Below are 19,170 nucleotides of genomic sequence, written 5' to 3' on the forward strand. Positions count from 1 at the left end.
GACAATTCCAGTCTTGGGCGTAGACTCCGAGGTATCCTAGGGAGGAGATGAAATGATGACAGCCATCAAAGTTTTGCGTCTGCGAACCTTTTTGAGTGCTCTGGGGCTGACCTTGCTGACCGTTGCCGCAAGCGCTCAGACTCCACTGAGCTATACCGAAGATGGCAAGACGCATTTTACGGTGAGCGTGCCTGATTTCTGGGAAGTTCGGGTTGGCGGGCCGCGTATTCTTATTCCAAAAGGCGAAGACGCTGAACGCGAGGTTGCACGGGTCTTCGGGCTGAAGCCCAAATCAGCGGATACTGTTTGGATTGGATTTATCGTGCCCCGCGGTGTGCGGACATTGGAGGAAGGTGCTGACTATGTCCGCGAGATCGGTCCTCATCTGGTGCGCGATCCGGTTGTTACAAAGCGTGAAGTGCGCCGGATTGGTGGCAGGACAGCGCATAGTATCACTGGCAAAGGTCGCCGTGGCGGGCGTGGTGTTCAGTTCACGGCAGTTCTCATTGACCTTCCGGGTCCTCATGTCGCTTTTTCGGTGACCGTGCTGGAAAACGGTTTTGACCCCGATTTACTGGGCGGAATCAATTCAGTTTATGACTCGTTTCGAGCCGGACAATAAGGAGGCTATGACATGATCCTTAACAAAACCATGGTTGCTCTGACAGCTGCAAGCCTGGGTGCTATGTCACTGGCCGGCTGCGATGATGTGTACACCACCGGCAGTGTTTCCACCGGTGTCTACTATGACTCAATGATGTGGAACGATTACTACAGGCCTTATCCACCTGCGCGACCAAACCCGCCACCGGGTCGTCCTGTACATCCGATTGCCCCGCCGCCGCGACCGTCGCAACCAATTCATCGACCCTCACCAAGAGCGCGTTAAAGAAGGACGGGGCGCATTTTGTGGCCCGCAGGGAACGTGCGACGCCAAACTACGCATTTAAACGTGGTTTTGTGGAATTTTTGTTTCACACCTTTTCATAAAGGGTACACTGGTTCTGTAGTTGTTGAAGAGTAGTTGTTGAAAAACCGCCATAAAGGACTCTACAGTTAGCCCATGAAAAGATTTCTTTGCACCGTTGCAGCGGCCGTATCGCTCCTTGCTTCGACTTCCCATGCACAGGAAGTTGGAAACACTGCCCTTAGCTTGGGATTGTCGAGTGTCGGCCTGACAGGGCAAGTTGCGTATAGACCCAATGAAAACTGGCGCTTGCGTGGTATGATTAGCGGAGCTCCGACGTACCGGTCTGGTGAAGAAGTCGCGGGCATCAGCTATGATACGAAATCCAGCGTGCGCGGTGTCTCGCTGTTGGCAGACCGCACTTTGTGGGGCAGCAATTTTTACCTCACTTTTGGAGCATTTATCTCGGGCACTGAAGCGGCAGGAACAGCGACTGGGACGCTCCAGATCGGCAACAACATATACACGACGACGCTGAACGCCGAAGCTGAATTTGAAAATGCTGTTTCACCAATCATTGGGATTGGATATGACTGGGAATTCAACAAGAACTGGTTTTTCACCGGCACTATTGGGTACATTTATACAGGTGGTGTGAATGTTTCCTTTAACAGCACCAACCCGATCTTGCCGGGAGACCTTGTCCTTGAGCGACTGCAGGCCGAAGCCGATATCGGAGATGGTTATCCATTTATAGAATTGGGCCTTCACTATCAGTTTTAATTTCTACGCCTCGCCCATGAGGCGCGGATCAAACGGATAGGTGGTCAGGTTCTCGAACCCATCCTCAGTGATCAGAACCTGATCTTCCAGTTTGATCGAGAAATCCCCTTTTTCCGGGCTGACCAGAGCTTCAACACATAGCACCATTCCGGGCTGCAGTTCGTAATCAAACGCGCCTTCGACCATCGCATCCGGGTAGGCGATCAAAGGCCATTCGTCGCACAAGCCAACACCATGCATCATACAGCCGTACTTTTGCGCCTGAAAACTGTCGTCCAGCTTGTGACAGTTGCGCGAAATATCCTGCATGTTCACACCGGGTTTCAACAGGTTCATGTTCGCCATGATGTGTTCATGCGCGTGTTGCATGGCATAGATCATATCCGCACGGGGCTTTTGATCTCCGATCCACCAACTGCGTGAAATATCGATGCAAATTCCATAAGATCCGACCAGATCGGTGTCAAAGCTGACCATCTCGTTATTCTGCACAATTCGGGGTCCGCATTCCTGAAACCATGGATTGGTACGCGGCCCCGAGGTCAGCAGGCGGGTTTCAATCCACTCGCCACCACGGCGGATGTTTTCCGCGTGCAAAACCGCCCAGACATCGTCTTCGCTCATATTGCCGTTTGGGATGTCCTGACGGGCCACCCGTTCCATTTCGGCCACGGCGGTTTCACAGGCGTGGTTAGCACAGCGCATGGCCAAAATCTCGTCAACGCCTTTGATTGACCGGGACTTCTCGGTGGCTTCCTCGCCTTCCATGATCTCAAGGCCTTGGGCTTCCAGGGCACGTAGCCCGTGGATCATGATTTTGTCGACAGCCAGCCGTTTGTTGCCAGCGCTGTGCTCTTCCAACAATTTGCGCACTTCGTTGGAAAACACGTCTGCCTGAACATCAACCTTGTCGCCGCGATCAAAGTAAAACAGATCCGCACCGGCCCGTTGTTCACGAACTAACGGATTGAATTCGCTTAAGAAAGGAGACTGTTTGTAATCCCAGATGACCATGTAGCCATCTGCGCACAGCAGTAATGCGCGAAATGGATTGTGGGTATTCCACAACTGCATATTGGTGGAATCTGTGGCATAGCGAATGTTGAGCGGGTCAAACATCAAAAGGCCGCCATATCCCCGATCAGTGATATGTTGTGTCAGCCGTTCCCAGCGATAGCGCCGCATGGCCTGCAAATCGGGCTGTTGCAGCCCTGCCGCAGCCCATTCTCCCAATGCCAGTTGAGTAGGGCCAATTTCTACGCGATCCTGGTCGTTGGGCGTGTTGTCACCCGTCAGATCCCCGCGGGTTGGGTCGATTTTGCGGATGTCTCGATAGTGTCCGGGCATGGCTTTCTCCGATCTCGTTTGCACGTGAGTTGAGCAGCAGGTTTCGCCGCCGTCCTGTCCAAAACCGACTTGGCTGCGGTCTTTTTTGTAATATCCAGAGTGTAAGGGGGGCGATATATCAGTGTCATGAATGACGTTTTGCAAAAATCTATGCCATTTGACCCATCCGAGGACAAACCTCTGCCTGGAATCGCACCTTTGGCATTTGAGGATTGGTTGATTGTTGATGATGCCTATGCGTGTCAGATGGCGTTGCGGGCTGAATTGATCTCTGAATCCCGCAGCATAGTTCTGCAGATTGACCCCAAGGCGCAGGCGGCAGCGCTGGAATTGTTGGAAAAGTGTCTGAATTTGCTATTGGCACGACCGGAGCGCGATTTCGAATGCAAGGACGGGATCATCACTTGTCCGGATGGCCGCCGAGTTCCACTCAATCAGGCGGACCCTTTGGGAACCTTGGGTTTACTCACCCAAGAAGACTTCTGCATTTTGCAAAAAGACGGAGACGAACATGTTCTGACCGGGGCCGTCCTGTGTTTCCCGGCAAGTTGGGCCTTGTCCGAAAAATTCTTGCGCCCCTTGGTTGGCATCCATCAACCCGTTGATAGCTATACGGATAATATCGCCAAACGCGTGCAGCGGTTGTTTGATGGCGTGCGCGCAAACCGTCCTTTGTGGCGTTCCAATGCATTGTGGTATGCGGATGCGATCCTGCATCAACCCCGACGCGCGTCAGAACGCCGTCCGTTTGCTGATCCGCAAACGGCGCCGTATTTTCGCAGTGAAAAACAATCGATCTTGCGTTTGCCACAAAGCGATGCGGTTGTGTTTTCAATCCATACATTTGTTCTGGCTCGAGAAAATGTAGCGCTGCGATCCTGAGGCAAATTGCCTGAAACTTATTGATCTGAGGCTATGGCCTGATGATCGGACGCGCCGACAGAATTGCCTGACAAAGTATCTCGGTTAACCACGATGCCAAGAACAAGAACGCCTGCACAAGCGCCTGCAAGAATAACTTTTTGGAAGATGATGAACGAAGCGTGAGACTTCAACGTGTCTTCGCTCAGGGTGTTTTGGTCTGGTAATACAGGCATTTGGCTTAACATGCTGCATCGGGTCGGGGATTTTGTTTGTTTATTCATTTGAAAGACCGGGATTACTGGGAAAAACTACTAATGGTCACACCGTCGCCGATGACTGCGTCCTGAGTGGGGTTGGATGGTGTCGAATTTGTGAAGTTTCAATAAGTCAGGCAGAAATGAAAAAGGGCGCCCGAAAGGCGCCCTGTTCCAGTTTAACGAATTTGGCTTAGCAGCTGTAATACATGCCAAATTCAACTGGGTGTGGTGTATGTTCATAAAGCTGAACTTCTTCCATCTTCAGCTCGATGTAGCCTTGGATCTGGTCCTTGGTGAACACGTCGCCTGCCGTCAGGAAGTCGTGATCGGCTTCCAAAGCTTCCAAGGCTTCACGCAAGGAACCACAGACTGTTGGGATGTCAGCCAATTCTTCAGCCGGCAGGTCATAGAGGTTCTTGTCCATGGCTTCACCAGGATCGATTTTGTTGGTGATACCATCAAGGCCAGCCATCAGCAGGGCTGCAAAACACAGATAGGGGTTGGCGGCAGGGTCAGGGAACCGGGCCTCAACACGCTTAGCTTTAGGTGATTCAGTCCATGGAATACGGACACAACCCGAACGGTTACGTGCCGAATAAGCACGCAGAACAGGGGCCTCAAAGCCAGGGATCAAACGCTTGTAGCTGTTGGTCGCTGGGTTGGTGAAAGCGTTCAGGGTTTTGGCGTGCTTCAGGATGCCACCGATGAAGTATAGGGCTTCTTGTGACAAATCCGCGTATTTGTCGCCTGCAAACAATGGCTTGCCATCTTTCCAGATCGACATGTTCACGTGCATGCCTGTGCCGTTGTCGCCATAGATCGGTTTTGGCATGAAGGTTGCCGACTTGCCGTAGGACTGCGCCACGTTGTGGATGATGTATTTGTATTTTTGCAGCTCGTCCGCTTGTTTGGTCAGGCTGTCAAAAATCAGGCCCAGTTCGTGCTGACACGACGCCACTTCGTGGTGGTGTTTGTCTGTTTTCATGCCGAGACGCTTCATTGTCGACAGCATTTCCGAACGGATGTCTTGCGCGTCATCAGTTGGGTTCACAGGGAAGTAACCACCCTTGAGGCCTGGACGGTGGCCCGAGTTGCCCATTTCGTATTCTGTGTCGGTGTTCCACGACGCGTCGATCGCATCAACTTCGTAGGATACCTTGTTGACTGTGTTGGAGAAACGAACGTCGTCAAAAAGAAAGAACTCAGCCTCTGGTCCCATGTACGCCACGTCACCGATGCCCGAAGACTTCAGGTATGCTTCAGCTTTTTCGGCGGTACCGCGCGGGTCACGCTCATAAGCTTCACCAGTATCTGGCTCGACGATCGAACAGTGAATGCAGATGGTTTTTTCGGCGTAGAACGGATCAACATAGGCAGACGTGGTGTCGGCCATCAGTTTCATGTCTGAGTTTTCGATCGATTTCCAGCCAGCGATTGACGATCCGTCAAACATAAAGCCTTCTTCGAGGAAATCTTCGTCCACGAGGTCTACGTCCACGGTCACGTGCTGCAAGCGGCCGCGCGTGTCGGTGAAGCGGATGTCGACATAAGCCGCATCTTCGTCTTTTATCATCTGGAGTACTGCGTCTACGCTCATTCCATCAGTCCTTCTTCAAAAAAATGTAGGTGTTACAGGGCTTCCGAACCGGATTCACCGGTGCGGATGCGAATAGCTTGCTCAACCGGGCTGACAAAGATTTTGCCATCACCGATTTTGTCTGTGCGGGCGGCGTCGACGATGGCCTCGATGGCGCCGTCAACCTGATCGTCATCCAGGACGACCTCAATCTTCACTTTGGGCAGGAAGTCGACGACATATTCGGCGCCGCGATAAAGCTCGGTGTGACCTTTCTGACGGCCAAAACCTTTGACCTCGATAACGCTCAGACCCTGAATGCCGGAATCTTGCAGCGCTTCTTTCACTTCATCCAGCTTGAACGGCTTGATGATGGCCTCGATCTTTTTCATCTGCGGACTCTCCTGACCTGAATGCTTGTTTCGCACAGATCACTTTCGCCTTTGGTCGACAATTGGCTAAGGTGACACAGGGCAGTTAGGGCAGAGGATTCCTCTGCGTATGCCCAAAAAATAGGCAAACCGCACAAGATTCGCGCTGAATTGAATCGCAAGAGGTGAAACCGTGACCGAATTACTGACCGCCGCCCAAATGCGCGCCATTGAAATCGCCGCGATTGAGTCGGGTGAAGTGACGGGTTTAGAGCTGATGGAGCGCGCAGGCCAGGGCGTGGTTGAGGCAGTGTTTGAAGAGTGGCCAGAGTTGGCAGGGACCGCGCACCGCGCGGTGGTTCTGTGCGGTCCCGGCAACAACGGTGGCGACGGGTTTGTCGTGGCGAGATTGCTGAAAGAGTGGGGCTGGGAAGTCGAGGTGTTTCTCTATGGAGACGCTGAAAAATTGCCGCCGGATGCAAGGGCGAATTACGAGCGGTGGCGGGAAAAGGGGGATACTTTGGGTCTTTCCAGTGAAATGCCGAGGTGGGAGGGGGACTATTGGAAAGACTCTGATCTGGATTTGTTGGTGGATGCTGTGTTCGGCACGGGGCTTGCCCGATCAGTGGAGGGGCAGCTAGCGGAATTGTTCAGCGCGATCAATGTGTGTGAACATGGCGTTGGTGGCGCGCGAACCGTGGCGGTGGATATCCCATCTGGGTTGGACGGAGACAGTGGAAAGGTGCTTGGATCGGCCATTCAGGCAGACCTTAGCGTCTCATTTCATAGTTTGAAAGCAGGGCATCTTCAGACAAATGGCCCTGATTTTTGTGGGCGGTCGGTTGTCAAAAGCATCGGATTGGAAGCGACGCGGGCGGCCACGGACGCAAGAAAGGAGCTTGGCAGAGGGGTTGTTCAGTTTGTTGAGCATCCCGGTTTGGCAATGTCGAAGCTTGGTGCTCACAAGTACTCCCACGGCCACGCCCTGATCCTTTCTGGTGGCGCAAGCAAATCTGGGGCCGCTCGCCTTGCAGCACAGGGCGCTTTGCGGATTGGGGCGGGTTTGGTGACTCTGGGCGTGCCGCACGAGGCGCAAGCCGAGGTAGCCGCACAAATAACCGCCTTGATGATGTGCGAAGTCGGCGATGCGGGGGCGCTAAGCGTTGTATTGCGGGATACGCGGTTGAACGCACTCTGTTTGGGGCCGGGCTTGGGGGCGCAAAAGGCAAGGGATCTCGTGCCCGCAGCTCTCGGGGCCAGCGGAGTAAAACCTCGCCCGACGGTTTTAGATGCAGATGCGCTTTCCGCCTTCTCGGATGCGCCGGATGAATTGTTTGGAATGCTGCATGGCAATTGCGTGTTGACCCCGCACGAAGGAGAGTTCGCGCGTTTGTTTCCGGATATCGCGATGAGGCTCCGTGAGGAGCCAAGGAGCGGCCCGGCCTTTTCCAAAGCGGACGCCACCCGTGAAGCGGCAACCCGGGCAGGCTGCGTGGTGCTGTTCAAGGGCCCGGACACTGTGATTGCTGATCCAACAGGGCGATGCAGCCTTAATTCAGCACACTACGACCGTGCGGCTCCGTGGCTCGCCACGGCCGGTTCGGGCGACGTGCTGGCGGGATTTATCACCGGATTGCTCGCCCGTGGGTTCGCACCAATGCATGCCGCTGAGAACGCCGCTTACCTTCATGTTGAATGCGCGCGGCACTTTGGTCCTGGGTTGATTGCAGAAGATCTGCCAGAACAGCTTCCGGCTGTGTTCCGAGACCTGGGTATTTAGGCCACATGAATAAGGGTTATCGGCATTTTTCTGGACCGCGATTCTGAGTTGCGGTAATGTAAAGAAAAACAAAGCAGGTCGGGCAGGTCCTGTAATATGGCAAATTATTCACTTTGGGCTCTCGGAGAGAGCGAGATCTCTGTTTCTGGCGGAGAGCAGTTAGATGGTGTAACGCAAGGCGACGGCAGTCACCTCGTGGGTGAGACTATTACGCTCAATTCCAACAGCTGGGAACAGATTGACGTTCGGGATCGGGGTTCAGATACCGATCTGGATGATAACGACAGCAATCAAAAGCTGGACGGGGCGCAAACTTTTGATGGGGTTTCATACTCCAACAACACGGTTATCGAAGCAGAATTCGAATTTACACTTCTCGACCCCTCTACCGGGCTGACGTATCGCGTATTGGCGATTAACATTAATAACTCGTCCCCTTCGTATGGAACTATCGAAGGTTTAGCTTTTGTCGGTACATTCCCGCCCACGGGTGTCGCGTTGCAAGTTGTGTCGACACAAGAGGGCCCAACAGGGGGGACGGCTGTTGATTTCGTCGATATCGCGGCGCCGCCTTGCTTTACGCTCGGCACTATGATTCTGACACCGGATGGCGAACGTCCTGTAGAAAGTCTAAAGGTTGGCGACCTCGTGGAAACACAACAGCACGGTCCCCAACCCTTGCGCTGGAAAGGTGTCTGTGAAGTTTCTCCGCAACAATTGGAGACTACGCCGTCTTTTACTCCGGTGCGCATTTCTAAAGACGCTTTCGGTCAAGGGTTTCCCAACCGCGACATGCTGGTGTCCCAGCAACATCGCGTTCTGGTGGAAGGATGGCGATCTGAATTGTTGCTGGGGCAGGGCGAGGTTCTGGCCGCCGCGGCGCATCTTGTGAATGGCAGCAGCGTCTCTTTAGCGCATGATGTACGCAGTGTGACGTATCTCCATTTGCTGTTTGATGATCATGAAATTGTTTTTTCCGATGGACTGACAACCGAAAGCTTCAACCCAGGCCCAATTTCGGTTGGGGCTATTCCAATGGCGAGCCGCATGGAACTGGCAAACCTTTTTCCGGAGGTTGACCTCAACTCAGTAAGTCCGCTTCCGCCAGCCTGTCACATGGCAAAGAAATGGGAAGCAGAATTGCTGGGCAGCACAATACACTAGCAATCAAAATTTCTGAATTTTACCTCTCGCTTCCTGTCGATAGCTTTGCTATTCACCGCCCAAAGTGCGGGTGTGGCGGAATTGGTAGACGCACCAGATTTAGGTTCTGGCGCCGCGAGGCGTGGGGGTTCGAGTCCCTTCACCCGCACCAACCCTAAAAAATCAAACACTTACGGTCTTTTTGGGTCGGTGCCTAGGGTTGTGGTGTTCAGCAAATGACTCTCGTCAGGGTGGATATTGGCAACAACTGTTGCGGACCTGTTGCAGAAAACGTTGTGTTCATAGAGCAAAAGACTCCGATTTCGGCTTCGAAGCTTTGCGTTTTCTGCGTCGTTGATTCTTCCTCGAAATCGTCAATCATGCGATGTTGCATAGGTGATTTGGTAGACGCAGGTAGATCACAATCTGGCGCAGATTTCGCGGATAGGTTTTGTTTGTGCTTGTATGTGGAGTGCGGATTGTCATAAACCACCATAAGTTGTGAAAGGCCAGAGAATACCGATGACAGGTCACGTCCCCGAATTGAAAAGCTTCGAACAGTTGTTTTTCGAATTACCGCCGTATAGTCAGGTTGGACTTCACGATCACTTTAATGTCAAAAAGTTCCACGGATTGCCTCGCAGCACAGTCAAGATCGACGGACACTGCCCGTTTTGTAGCCGGGACAGCACTTTCGTTGTCGGGTTCGAAAGTTTGGCGCACCTTAGCACCGTTGACATCGATAATTGGTGCAGATTTGATGAGAAATCGCTCGTCTGCGCGAGAAACGACGCTCATGTTCTAAACTACTTCTTCTTCAGAGACGGTCTTAATGTTCAAAAGGTTGGCCAGTACCCGTCTCTTGCTGACGTCTCCAACAATGAAGTAGCTGTATACCGCAAGGGCATGAAGAAGCTCGACGCAAACGAGTTTCACAAAGCCATTGGCCTTGCAGCTCATGGCGTCGGGGTTGGGTCCTTTGTCTATTTGCGAAGAGTGTTCGAGCGTCTCGTGTATGGGAGGTTTGAAGAGTTTAAGGAAGCGGAGGGATGGAAAGACGAAAGCTTTTACGGTGTGCGAATGGAAGACAAGATCGCCCTGCTTGAGGATCACCTGCCCGAATTCTTGATCGAAAATAGAAAGATTTATTCAATCCTGAGCGTGGGTGTACACGAACTAGATGAAAAGCTGTGTTTGAGTTGGTTTGATGTGATGAAGCACTCAATCATCATTATTTTGGAGGATGACAAAAAGAAGAAGGAAGAGCTGGAAAGAAGGCAGGCCTTCAAGAAAGCGATTGGCGATTTTTCGTCAAAATAGTACTCCAATCTTGGGCAAAATAGTCTCTTGAATAACCCATGATCGTTTCCAACATTAGATGTAATCTACCTTCTGATGTTTGTTGCAGACTTGTTGCGGATGTTGCCGCAGGTTGCAGCAACAGCAACACGTGGAACCAATAAAACAAGAGCGTTGCTAGTTGTAAATTAGATTTAGGTTCCGGCGCCGCGAGGCGTGGAGGTTCAAGTCCTCTCACCCGTACCAATTTTCAAGAAAATCTGGGTGAATGCGAAACAGTCGACTGTTTCAGTTGTAGAAAGACAGCGTCGCGATCAGGCGATTGTCTTCGATCGAGCTATAGTGCGCGCGTAAGTCAAAAGCAGAGTGATCACTGATTTCTTTGGTAAGGCCGATGTCGGCATAGACGGCATCTTCGCTCAACCCGCGTGTTCCAAAATCCGATCCAATGCCACCTGACAAAGACAACCCCCAGATCAGATCAGATGTACCTGCTTCAACATAGAGTGTGTCGTAGTCAAAAAAGACTTCTCGGTAGTATTTGAAACCCACATAAGCCTGATCAGAAATGTCGTAGGTGCCTTTGACGTAAAACTCGCCGTAATCGGTTTTGTCATCGCGGTAGAGATATTGTGCATACCCGATGTCCAGGTCGATTGCCCCAAGAGTTGGACGCACACCAAAGGACAGATCATACTCTATATCCTTCACACCGCCAAAGCTAACATTAGAGGCAAAAAAACCAACGTACGCAATGCCATAGGCCGCTTCTGCCCACGCCTGAAGCGCAGGGTCATCGTCGGTTTGAGTGAACCCTTTCGCTATGTAATTGGACACGATATCTGCGCCGTAGGACAGCTCAATGTCTTGTGCCAGTGCAGAAGACGACCCAAAAATGAGCAGCGCAGCCCCCGATATCTGGCAGCCTCTGGATAGCCGAGATTGTTTGGAGTTCATCATGCTGCGTACCTCACTTCTATTTGCAGCCAATCCTTGATTGGATTATGCTTCATTTACAAAAGGTGATCATTGAATCGGATCCATGATCTTGCCCGGTGCGAATGGCTCTGTCATCGTGCGACATGTACAATGGCTTGTTCCGGGACCAAAGGTCAATGTGGGCGCTGAGAAACTTTGTGTTGATGACCGTACTGGGCCTTATGGGCACCAGCACCACGTCGCATGCCCAGGAAGAAACCGTACAGCAGCATTTGCGGTTTTACGGGCATTTTTCGCCAACGATGCTTTATGTAAACGATGGGGTTAGCGGTAAAGCCTATGTGGCAGATAACTCCAACTCTGGCGGGCGGATTGGTGTTTGGTACGAAGGTCCATTTGGCAATCACACTCTCAAGGGGAATCTGGAATTTTCTTTGGGTGTGCGCCCATCCGCGTCAATCAACCAGATATACACGCCGCCGTTGTTTGACTGGCAGGCGCAAAGTATCCGCAAAGCCGAAGCAATTATCGAAACCGAACGCTGGGGCAAGTTCTCGGTCGGGCAAGGTAGCATGGGGTCGGATGGCGTCACAGAGTCAGATCTTTCTGGAACTGGTCTTGCCAACTATGTCGGCATTCGTGACGTTGCGGGTGGATTTTTCTTTCGAACGGCGTCAGGAACGCTGTCCTCGGTAAGCATCAAAGATGCTTTCCCTACGTTTGACGGGGGGCGCTCGGTGCGTGTGCGTTGGGACAGTCCCGAAATTAAATTTGGAATTCTGGGAAGCTTGAAGTTTGTCGGTTCGGTTGGTCAGGAAGAGATCGAAAAAAATGTGACCTTTAACGACGCCCTTCAGGATATGGGGTTGTTTTACCGCAACAGCGTTGGTCAGTTTGCGATGGCAGGCAGCGCCGGTGTGTCGATTGCGGAGGTGCAAGGCGCTGGACAATCGCCGCAGTTTGCCGGGTCATTTAGCCTGTTACATCATCCGACCGGCGTCAATGCCACTTTTGCTGGTGGGCACCGCGACAATGGTGGGGCTTATGGATACCTGAAACTTGGGATTCGCCGGGACTTTTTCGGGATTGGAGAAAGCGCATTTTCTCTGGACGTCTATGAGGCACAGGATGCAATTGCATCGGGATCACGTTCTGTCTCTTTCGGGTTGGGCTTGGTTCAGAATGTCGAGCGTATGAACCTGGATTTTTTCCTCGGATATCGAAAGCACAAGTATTCTGGGACCGGGGTTGTCGATCACCGCGATGTCGACTCGGTCATGTTTGGGGTGCGCTGGGTCTTCCGCAGACTCGAGAAACATCGCAGCATTTTCGAGGGATTGTGGCAAACCTGACGGAATAGTGCCGCGGCACTTGCGTTTCCTTGGCAAATCCCCTTGCGCCGCCTGCCGCCTGCCAATAGAAGGACCCAAATTTTCGCCCGCGCGCGGGGCCCGCGCGCCGTAAACCTATGGGGAACCGACATGCAGGTCACCGAGACTCTTAACGAAGGTCTGAAGCGCGGCTACGACATCACCGTAACTGCTGCTGAGCTGGACGCAAAAGTAAACGAAAAGTTGGTTGAAGCGCAGCCAGAAGTCGAAATGAAGGGCTTTCGCAAAGGCAAAGTTCCGATGCCACTGCTGAAAAAGCAATTTGGTGAGCGTCTTTTGGGTGAGTCGATGCAAGAAGCTATCGACGGTGCCATGACCGAGCACTTTGAGACAACAGGCGACAAGCCTGCATTCCAGCCAAAAATCGAAATGAAAAACGGCGAAGAGTGGAAAGAGGGCGACGACGTCAACGTAGAAGTCTCTTACGAAGCTTTGCCAGAAATTCCCGAAGTTGAGCTGAAAGGCATCAATCTCGAGAAAATGGTCGTTAAATCAGACGACGCGGCTGTAGAAGAAGCCCTGGCCAACCTCGCTGAAACTGCTCAGGATTTCAAATCGCGCCGCAAGGGTTCAAAAGCCAAAGATGGCGATCAGGTCGAAATGGACTTTGTCGGCAAGGTTGACGGCGAAGCCTTTGAAGGCGGATCTGCTGAAGATTTCCCGCTGACCCTTGGGTCTAACCAATTCATCCCCGGCTTCGAAGAGCAGCTGGTTGGCGTGAAAGCTGGTGAAGAAAAAGACGTGACCGTCACCTTCCCGGAAGAGTATCAGGCCGAGCATCTGGCTGGCAAAGAAGCCATCTTTAGCTGCACAATCAAAGACGTGAAAGAGCCTGTCGCGGCTGAAATTACTGATGAGCTGGCGCAAAAGTTTGGCGCGGAAGACCTCGAAGGTCTGAAAGGTCAAATAAGCGAGCGTCTGGAAGCAGAATACGCCGGTGCTGCGCGCGCTGTTATGAAACGCGCCCTGCTGGACGAGCTGGACAAACTGGTGAAATTCGAGCTGCCTCCATCGCTGGTCGAAGCCGAAGCCGGTCAGATTGCGCATCAACTGTGGCACGAAGACAACCCCGAGGTGGAAGGCCACGACCACCCGGAAATCGAAACCACTGATGAGCACACCACACTGGCAGAGCGTCGCGTACGTCTGGGCCTGTTGTTGGCCGAACTGGGTCAGAAGGCCGAGGTTGAAGTGACTGACGCCGAGATGTCCCAGGCGATCATGAACCAAGCCCGCCAGTATCCGGGCCAAGAGCGTGAGTTCTTTGAATTCGTTCAGCAAAATCAACAGATGCAGCAGCAAATGCGTGCGCCTATCTTTGAAGACAAAGTTGTCGATTATGTCTTTGAACTGGCCACCATCGCAGACAAAGAAGTGTCGAAAGATGATCTTCAAAAGGCCATCGAAGCTCTGGACGAAGAATAATTCACACTGTTTGATCGCTAATTGATTTAACCCGGAGCCGGACAAGGCTCCGGGTTTTTTGTTGCGCGTGCCTGAAGTTCTGCAGCAAGTCGACTTTCCTTTGTTGCCACTCCCGAGGCTGTTAGGATTTCAGAAACAGCAATGAGGATTTCATGGACTACGTTGGTTTTGACAAAGAGACATTTAGGGCCTTCCGCGATAGTGCCCGCGAAGGGCCAATCCATATGCTGAACCTTGTGCGGTTGCGCGACAAGGCGCAGTACGAAGATGGACGTGATGTGTCAGGCGCAGAGGCCTATGCCACCTATGGCGGTGAAACTGCACCGATCTTTGACGCGCTTGGCGGATGTATTGTCTGGCGCGGAAAAATGGAAATGATGCTGATCGGGCCAGACAAAATTTGGGACCTGTGTTTTATCGCCGAGTATCCCAGCGTGCAGGCCTTTGTGTCGATGATCTCGAATCCGGACTATCGAAAGGCGATGGTGCATCGTCAGGCAGCTGTGCAAGATAGCCGCCTGATCCGGTTAGAACCTCAAGACGTTGGCGCCAATTTCGGTGAATGACTTTTAGTGCCCGGTAAATACCAGCATCTGTACGGGGAGCATAAGCGCCTGAAGTCGCAGAATAAACGCGTGCGCAATACCCACAGCGTCAATACCATGCAAAACCAGACCGTAGCCAAAGCTGGTGTTTTCATCCTCAATCAGATCGTGGTTACTAGTATAGGCGTTCACGATACACTTGCTGCCTGACTGTACGTGGTCGGTCCGACCTTTGTAGAGAGGCTCCAGAATGGTGAGGATCGTACCCGGACGCGCGCGATCCTGAATGTCGACCAGCACGTCTGTGGGGCGGATTTGGCCCGCTGAGATGACGTTCTGCACATCGACCACCACCATCGGGATGATTTTGAGCGGTGCGGAAACACAAGTCATCTCGGCCAACATGCCCACATGGATAACCTGTCCGGTGAGCTGTCCAAAACCAGCCTGGAAACGATTGCGGTTGTCATCTAGTGGAATAAGAATACCAGCTGGGCGCAGAATTGGATTCACCACATCACCGACGCGCAGCGCGAACTGCTGAACGCGACCATCGACGCCAGCCACGATGACCAATTTAGCCACTTCTGTGAGGGCTTGCTCCAAGGCGGCCTCGGCGCTGGCCTTCTGAGCGGGGATCAATACATCGATCTGATTTTGCGTCGCTTCCATTTGCGCTTCGGCGGCTTCAATGCCTGCCTGACGCTCGTCCATCCGGTTTTCAAGGCGTTCGACTTCGCGGGCAGAAACGGCCGCTGAGTTTTGCTGGAACAACGTGTTTTTGCGGGTGAACTCATCTTCGGATTGCTTAAATGATGCCTCCGCACGAGCCAATTGAGCCTCGGACGCCGTCAATTGCGATTTGGCCACCTCAAGGCTTGCATCCACTTCTACAATACGGGCGCGGGCGGATGCGACGGCGCTTTTTGGCTCTTGCCGTCCATTTCAAAGATCGGATCACCGGCTTTGACGATTTGGTTATTGTCGACGTAGACCTTGGACACACGGCCACCGCCTTCGGACAGGATTGTCACAGTTCGAAAGGCCGACAAGACGTTGGTCGTTGAAGGATGGTAGTAAAAGATGGCGGTGATCAATGTGATCGTCAGAATAAGGCAGGTCGTGATGCCCCAGCGCAATTCAAACCAGATGGTATAGGGGTTCAGTTCAACGCCCCAGCGTTTGCCTTGACGATATCTACGATACAGATAGTCGGGCAGTAGTGTGAACATCGAGCACAGCAGAAATTCCAGCATGGTTTATGGCCCGTCTTTCTGATCTGTCGCACGTTCCAAAGAATTCGCGATACTTTTCAAAGGCGTAAGGTAGTCCGGCAATTTGACAGCTGCCAACAATAACGCCAAAACCCACAGAGCGTTGTTATGAGTGACCAACGCCAGCAGGGCCAGGATCGACACCAGTTGAAGTTGCCCGCTGCCATGCGCCAGTTTCTCCGGCAATGAGTGCAGACGGAAGTAGATTGTTCCTCCGGCCAACAGGATAAGAACCAAAGTGATGCCCACAAAAATCATAAAGGGGTCACTTCCAGTGCTGTCTGGCAAGAATCCGGGGATATGATGTGGGGCTGCAGGGTGCAGTAAAGCTGAGGTCGTATCGGACATCTTTTGGCCTGTCATTGTAGTGAGAGGCCAGCGCGGCCACTCCTCAGAAACTACCGGATCTGAATGATAAAACAACAGGTTGCTGCACAAAAGAAAACCGGCGCCAGTAGGCGCCGGTCTAAATGCTTGCGTAAAAGAGAGTCAGGCTTAGGCCTTGGGCTCTTCTTCTTCGGCAGGTGCGTCTGCTTCAACAGCTTCGGCCAGATCGTCGTCGTCCGATGCGGCGGCGCCAATATCGTCAAACAACTCTGCAATTTCGAATTCTGCTTCTGCTTCCGCTTCGGCAGCCAGTTCCTGGATCGATTTGCCCGAGGCTTGCAGTTCGGCTTCTTCTTCCGAGCGGGCAACGTTCAACTGAATGGTCACATCGACTTCTGGGTGCAGCAGGACGTGAACGTCGTGCAGACCAAGGTCTTTGATCGGGCGTGCCAGAACGATTTGTTTTTTGTCGACTGTAAAGCCTTCAGCAGTTGCAGCTTCGGCAGCGTCACGTGGTGTAACCGAGCCATACAGCGCGCCGGCGTCCGATGCAGAGCGAATCACGATGAACTGCTGGCCAGCCAGCTTTTCACCAGCCGCTTCGGCTTCGGCTTTGGTTTCCAGGTTGTGCGCTTCCAGCTGAGCTTTGCGGCTTTCAAAGGATGCCACATTGGCAGCCGATGCAGTCAAAGCTTTGCCTTGCGGCAGCAGGAAGTTGCGGGCGTAACCCGATTTGACGTCAACAACATCGCCCATTTGGCCGAGCTTTGCGACGCGTTCGAGAAGGATAACTTGCATGTCAGGTTCTCCTTACTTCACAGCATAGGGCAGCAGGGCGAGGAAGCGTGCGCGTTTGATGGCGCGGGCCAGCTCGCGTTGCTTCTTGGCCGATACGGCGGTGATACGCGAAGGTACAATCTTGCCACGCTCAGAGATGTAGCGTTGCAGAAGCTTCGTGTCTTTGTAGTCGATCGCAGGTGCGTTGTCGCCCGAGAAGGGGCAGACTTTACGACGGCGGAAAAATGGTTTTGCAGCCATAACTTAGTGTCCTTTCTTCAAGCTAAATCAGCGGCGCTCGCGACGGTTGTCGCGTTCGTCACGTTTTTGCATTTGGATCGAAGGGCCTTCTTTGTGCTCGTCGACTTTGATGGTCAGAACACGCATCACATCGTCATGCAGGCGCATCAGGCGTTCCATTTCCTGTACAGCAGGTGCCGGGGCATCAGTGCGCAGGAAGGCATAGTGGCCTTTACGGTTCTTGTTGATTTTATAGGCCATCGTTTTGACGCCCCAATACTCGCTGAGCAAGACGGAACCGCCATTGTCAGCAAGAACGGTGCCAAAATGTTCGATAAGGCTTTCAGCTTGCGTGTTGGACAGGTCCTGACGCGAGATGAATACATGCTCATACAAAGGCATGCGTACTCCATTCATTTTCAGGCGCATTTCAAAGAGCAGGGCATTCAGACCTTTTGCGCCCCACCCACGAGAGACTGCGCGGTTCAGATATTTGCAAAAGGATGGCGCTGTATAGCCGAACTGAACCGGGTTGCAAGCCCTTGTTACAGGGTTTTTGCAGGGGCTTTCAGGGCCAACCATCCTATTTCCCAACTGCTGCCCAAATCTCGCCCAAGTTCGACCCGATGATTTAACGAAACAAAGAATAGTCAGGAGAAAAGACCATGGCGGTCGCAACACAGTCTTTGTCGATTTCTGCAGATCGCACTGCGCATGGATTTGCCAAGGGACATTCGGTTCCTGTTAAGGCGGCTTCGGTCTTGTTTGGCTTTGCCTTTATTTGGGCAGGAGCCGGCATTTGGCTGGTTCCGGGAATGGGGCTTGAGCCATCGGTTCTTCTGACAAAGATGTTTCTCTCTGTGATGATGGTGACAGCTGGTGTCGGCATGACCCAGATCGCGACTGAGAAACCCCGCAGTGAATTGCACTTTGATGCCAGCCATCGCCAGGTTCATCTTGTTGAAAGCCTGCCGCGTGGCCGAAGCCATGTTGTTAAATCCTTGAACTACGAAGATATCGCCCGCGTCAGCGTTACGGATTCTGAATTGGTAATGCTTAACGACCAAAGCAAGATTCTCGTGGAATTGCCTTTGGATGGTGCCCATGCACGTTTGGACGCGATCGCCCAGTTGCGCAGCCAGTCGCTTTACGCGGCCTGAAACGCTTTTTGGAATAACCCGTAATATTGATTGAACGGTCACGCAAATGTGACTGTTCATATTCTCACACCGCTTGTTGAATACTGGTGACTTGAGGCTGTCGTTGCCTTTGCCTCTATTGAATTCATGTTAATTTGTGAACTCAATGGAGTATGTCTCATGAAAACCCCTCTGATTGCTGCTGGTCTGATTTTAGCGGCAAGCTTTGTTACCGCTGAACCTCAAAAGTATGTATTGGACCCAAGCCACAGCCAAATTGTGTTCTCTTACCAGCACCTTGGATATTCCAGCAACTGGGGGATGTTCTCGGGGTTTGAAGGTGAGATTATGTTTGACCAAGAGGACCCCGGCGCATCGTCTGTCAGCGTCTCAATGCCTGTGATGTCGATGATCACTGGGTGGGAGCCACGCTCGCAACATTTCATGTCGCCAGATTTCTTTGGTGCGACCGAAGCTGATCTGGTCACGTTCACCTCGACCGGAATCGAGGTTACCGGGGATCAAACCGCGAAAATCGCTGGCGATCTGTCGATGAATGGGCAAACAATGTCGGTGGTTCTGGATGCGGTTTTGAATAAAGCTGGCGCGCACCCGATGGCGGGTAAAGACTGGCTGGGTTTCAGCGCAACAACCACCTTGCTGCGCAGTGATTACGGTGTTGGAAAGTTCGCGCCGTACACCAGTGATGAAGTTCCGGTGATGATCTCAATCGAGGCAATGAAAGCCGAATAAGACGACGACACCAAGAATCGACAAAGCCGCCGG

At 52.5% G+C, this 19,170-nt stretch carries 23 protein-coding genes and 2 tRNA genes; 14 read left to right on the forward strand and 11 right to left on the reverse strand.

Annotated elements, in window-relative coordinates:
• Positions 1-55: 55 nt before the first annotated feature.
• The 3 genes from BUC32_RS03740 (at position 56) to BUC32_RS03750 (ending at position 1,690) form a co-directional block, all read left to right on the forward strand.
• Positions 56-622, forward strand: a complete 567-nt coding sequence (locus BUC32_RS03740) for a hypothetical protein (protein ID WP_139280622.1) — start codon at positions 56-58, stop codon at positions 620-622.
• A 12-nt stretch (positions 623-634) separates the two neighbouring features.
• A complete protein-coding gene (locus BUC32_RS03745; RefSeq protein WP_073249582.1) occupies positions 635-889 on the forward strand; it encodes a hypothetical protein in 255 nt (84 codons plus the stop codon).
• 174 nt (positions 890-1,063) lie between these two features.
• Positions 1,064-1,690 (forward strand): hypothetical protein, encoded by a 627-nt coding sequence (locus tag BUC32_RS03750; protein ID WP_073249584.1) that lies wholly within the window; start codon positions 1,064-1,066, stop codon positions 1,688-1,690.
• 3 nt (positions 1,691-1,693) lie between these two features.
• Here the strand turns inward: BUC32_RS03750 and dddP are convergent, their stop codons facing one another.
• On the reverse strand, positions 1,694-3,037 hold the full coding sequence (dddP, locus tag BUC32_RS03755) for a dimethylsulfonioproprionate lyase DddP (RefSeq protein WP_073249586.1): 1,344 nt from the start codon (positions 3,035-3,037) through the stop codon (positions 1,694-1,696).
• A 126-nt stretch (positions 3,038-3,163) separates the two neighbouring features.
• Here dddP and BUC32_RS03760 point away from each other — a divergent pair, with 126 nt between their 5' ends.
• The gene (locus tag BUC32_RS03760) at positions 3,164-3,919 is read left to right on the forward strand and encodes a heme-dependent oxidative N-demethylase family protein (protein ID WP_073249588.1); all 756 of its coding nucleotides are present in this window, start codon (positions 3,164-3,166) and stop codon (positions 3,917-3,919) included.
• Positions 3,920-3,936: 17 nt separating this feature from the next.
• Here the strand turns inward: BUC32_RS03760 and BUC32_RS03765 are convergent, their stop codons facing one another.
• The 3 genes from BUC32_RS03765 to BUC32_RS03775 all read right to left on the reverse strand — a co-directional run bounded on the left by BUC32_RS03765 (position 3,937) and on the right by BUC32_RS03775 (position 6,126).
• A complete protein-coding gene (locus tag BUC32_RS03765; protein WP_139280623.1) occupies positions 3,937-4,134 on the reverse strand; it encodes a hypothetical protein in 198 nt (65 codons plus the stop codon).
• 214 nt (positions 4,135-4,348) lie between these two features.
• On the reverse strand, positions 4,349-5,755 hold the full coding sequence (glnA, locus tag BUC32_RS03770) for a type I glutamate--ammonia ligase (RefSeq protein ID WP_073249592.1): 1,407 nt from the start codon (positions 5,753-5,755) through the stop codon (positions 4,349-4,351).
• A 32-nt stretch (positions 5,756-5,787) separates the two neighbouring features.
• Positions 5,788-6,126 carry a P-II family nitrogen regulator gene (locus BUC32_RS03775; RefSeq protein WP_073249594.1) on the reverse strand — a complete coding sequence of 113 codons (339 nt, stop codon included), beginning with the start codon at positions 6,124-6,126 and terminating at the stop codon, positions 5,788-5,790.
• 172 nt (positions 6,127-6,298) lie between these two features.
• On the opposite strand from BUC32_RS03775, the gene BUC32_RS03780 reads away from it, so the two are divergent.
• From BUC32_RS03780 to BUC32_RS20605, 5 genes are all read left to right on the forward strand, one after another.
• Positions 6,299-7,885: a bifunctional ADP-dependent NAD(P)H-hydrate dehydratase/NAD(P)H-hydrate epimerase gene (locus tag BUC32_RS03780; RefSeq protein ID WP_073249596.1), complete on the forward strand. Its 1,587-nt coding sequence runs from the start codon at positions 6,299-6,301 to the stop codon at positions 7,883-7,885.
• Between the two features lie 96 nt (positions 7,886-7,981).
• Positions 7,982-9,049 (forward strand): Hint domain-containing protein, encoded by a 1,068-nt coding sequence (locus BUC32_RS03785; RefSeq protein WP_073249598.1) that lies wholly within the window; start codon positions 7,982-7,984, stop codon positions 9,047-9,049.
• A 66-nt stretch (positions 9,050-9,115) separates the two neighbouring features.
• A tRNA-Leu gene (locus tag BUC32_RS03790) sits at positions 9,116-9,200 on the forward strand.
• A gap of 350 nt (positions 9,201-9,550) precedes the next feature.
• Entirely contained in the window at positions 9,551-10,348 is a 798-nt protein-coding gene (locus tag BUC32_RS03795) for a short-chain dehydrogenase (RefSeq protein ID WP_139280624.1), read from the forward strand.
• Positions 10,349-10,443: 95 nt separating this feature from the next.
• Positions 10,444-10,573, forward strand: a tRNA-OTHER gene (locus BUC32_RS20605).
• 42 nt (positions 10,574-10,615) lie between these two features.
• Here BUC32_RS20605 and BUC32_RS03800 read toward each other — a convergent pair.
• A complete protein-coding gene (locus BUC32_RS03800) occupies positions 10,616-11,287 on the reverse strand; it encodes a TorF family putative porin (protein ID WP_073249602.1) in 672 nt (223 codons plus the stop codon).
• Between the two features lie 155 nt (positions 11,288-11,442).
• Here BUC32_RS03800 and BUC32_RS03805 point away from each other — a divergent pair, with 155 nt between their 5' ends.
• From BUC32_RS03805 to BUC32_RS03815, 3 genes are all read left to right on the forward strand, one after another.
• Positions 11,443-12,618, forward strand: coding sequence for a hypothetical protein (locus BUC32_RS03805; RefSeq protein WP_073249604.1), 1,176 nt, complete (start codon positions 11,443-11,445; stop codon positions 12,616-12,618).
• Between the two features lie 129 nt (positions 12,619-12,747).
• Entirely contained in the window at positions 12,748-14,082 is a 1,335-nt protein-coding gene (gene tig / locus BUC32_RS03810) for a trigger factor (protein WP_073249606.1), read from the forward strand.
• Positions 14,083-14,234: 152 nt separating this feature from the next.
• Complete coding sequence (locus tag BUC32_RS03815; protein ID WP_073249608.1) at positions 14,235-14,648, forward strand: DUF1330 domain-containing protein; 414 nt, start codon at positions 14,235-14,237, stop codon at positions 14,646-14,648.
• Positions 14,649-14,651: 3 nt separating this feature from the next.
• Here BUC32_RS03815 and BUC32_RS03820 read toward each other — a convergent pair whose 3' ends face one another.
• The 6 genes from BUC32_RS03820 to rpsF all read right to left on the reverse strand — a co-directional run bounded on the left by BUC32_RS03820 (position 14,652) and on the right by rpsF (position 17,647).
• A complete protein-coding gene (locus BUC32_RS03820) occupies positions 14,652-15,515 on the reverse strand; it encodes an HlyD family secretion protein (protein ID WP_322788008.1) in 864 nt (287 codons plus the stop codon).
• Between the two features lie 2 nt (positions 15,516-15,517).
• Complete coding sequence (locus BUC32_RS21175; protein WP_322788009.1) at positions 15,518-15,883, reverse strand: biotin/lipoyl-binding protein; 366 nt, start codon at positions 15,881-15,883, stop codon at positions 15,518-15,520.
• Between the two features lie 3 nt (positions 15,884-15,886).
• A complete protein-coding gene (locus BUC32_RS03825) occupies positions 15,887-16,249 on the reverse strand; it encodes a hypothetical protein (RefSeq protein ID WP_139280625.1) in 363 nt (120 codons plus the stop codon).
• A gap of 147 nt (positions 16,250-16,396) precedes the next feature.
• A complete protein-coding gene (gene rplI, locus BUC32_RS03830; RefSeq protein WP_073249612.1) occupies positions 16,397-17,026 on the reverse strand; it encodes a 50S ribosomal protein L9 in 630 nt (209 codons plus the stop codon).
• A 12-nt stretch (positions 17,027-17,038) separates the two neighbouring features.
• Positions 17,039-17,266 (reverse strand): 30S ribosomal protein S18, encoded by a 228-nt coding sequence (gene rpsR, locus BUC32_RS03835; protein WP_073249614.1) that lies wholly within the window; start codon positions 17,264-17,266, stop codon positions 17,039-17,041.
• A gap of 27 nt (positions 17,267-17,293) precedes the next feature.
• Positions 17,294-17,647 (reverse strand): 30S ribosomal protein S6, encoded by a 354-nt coding sequence (rpsF, locus tag BUC32_RS03840; protein WP_073249861.1) that lies wholly within the window; start codon positions 17,645-17,647, stop codon positions 17,294-17,296.
• Between the two features lie 263 nt (positions 17,648-17,910).
• Between rpsF and BUC32_RS03845 the strand changes: the two genes are divergently transcribed.
• Both BUC32_RS03845 and BUC32_RS03850 read left to right on the forward strand, forming a co-directional pair.
• Positions 17,911-18,405 carry a hypothetical protein gene (locus BUC32_RS03845; protein WP_073249616.1) on the forward strand — a complete coding sequence of 165 codons (495 nt, stop codon included), beginning with the start codon at positions 17,911-17,913 and terminating at the stop codon, positions 18,403-18,405.
• A gap of 159 nt (positions 18,406-18,564) precedes the next feature.
• Entirely contained in the window at positions 18,565-19,137 is a 573-nt protein-coding gene (locus BUC32_RS03850) for a YceI family protein (protein WP_073249618.1), read from the forward strand.
• Positions 19,138-19,170 lie beyond the last annotated feature (33 nt).

The organism is Shimia gijangensis (assembly GCF_900142085.1).
In the GTDB taxonomy this organism is placed as follows: domain Bacteria; phylum Pseudomonadota; class Alphaproteobacteria; order Rhodobacterales; family Rhodobacteraceae; genus Shimia; species Shimia gijangensis.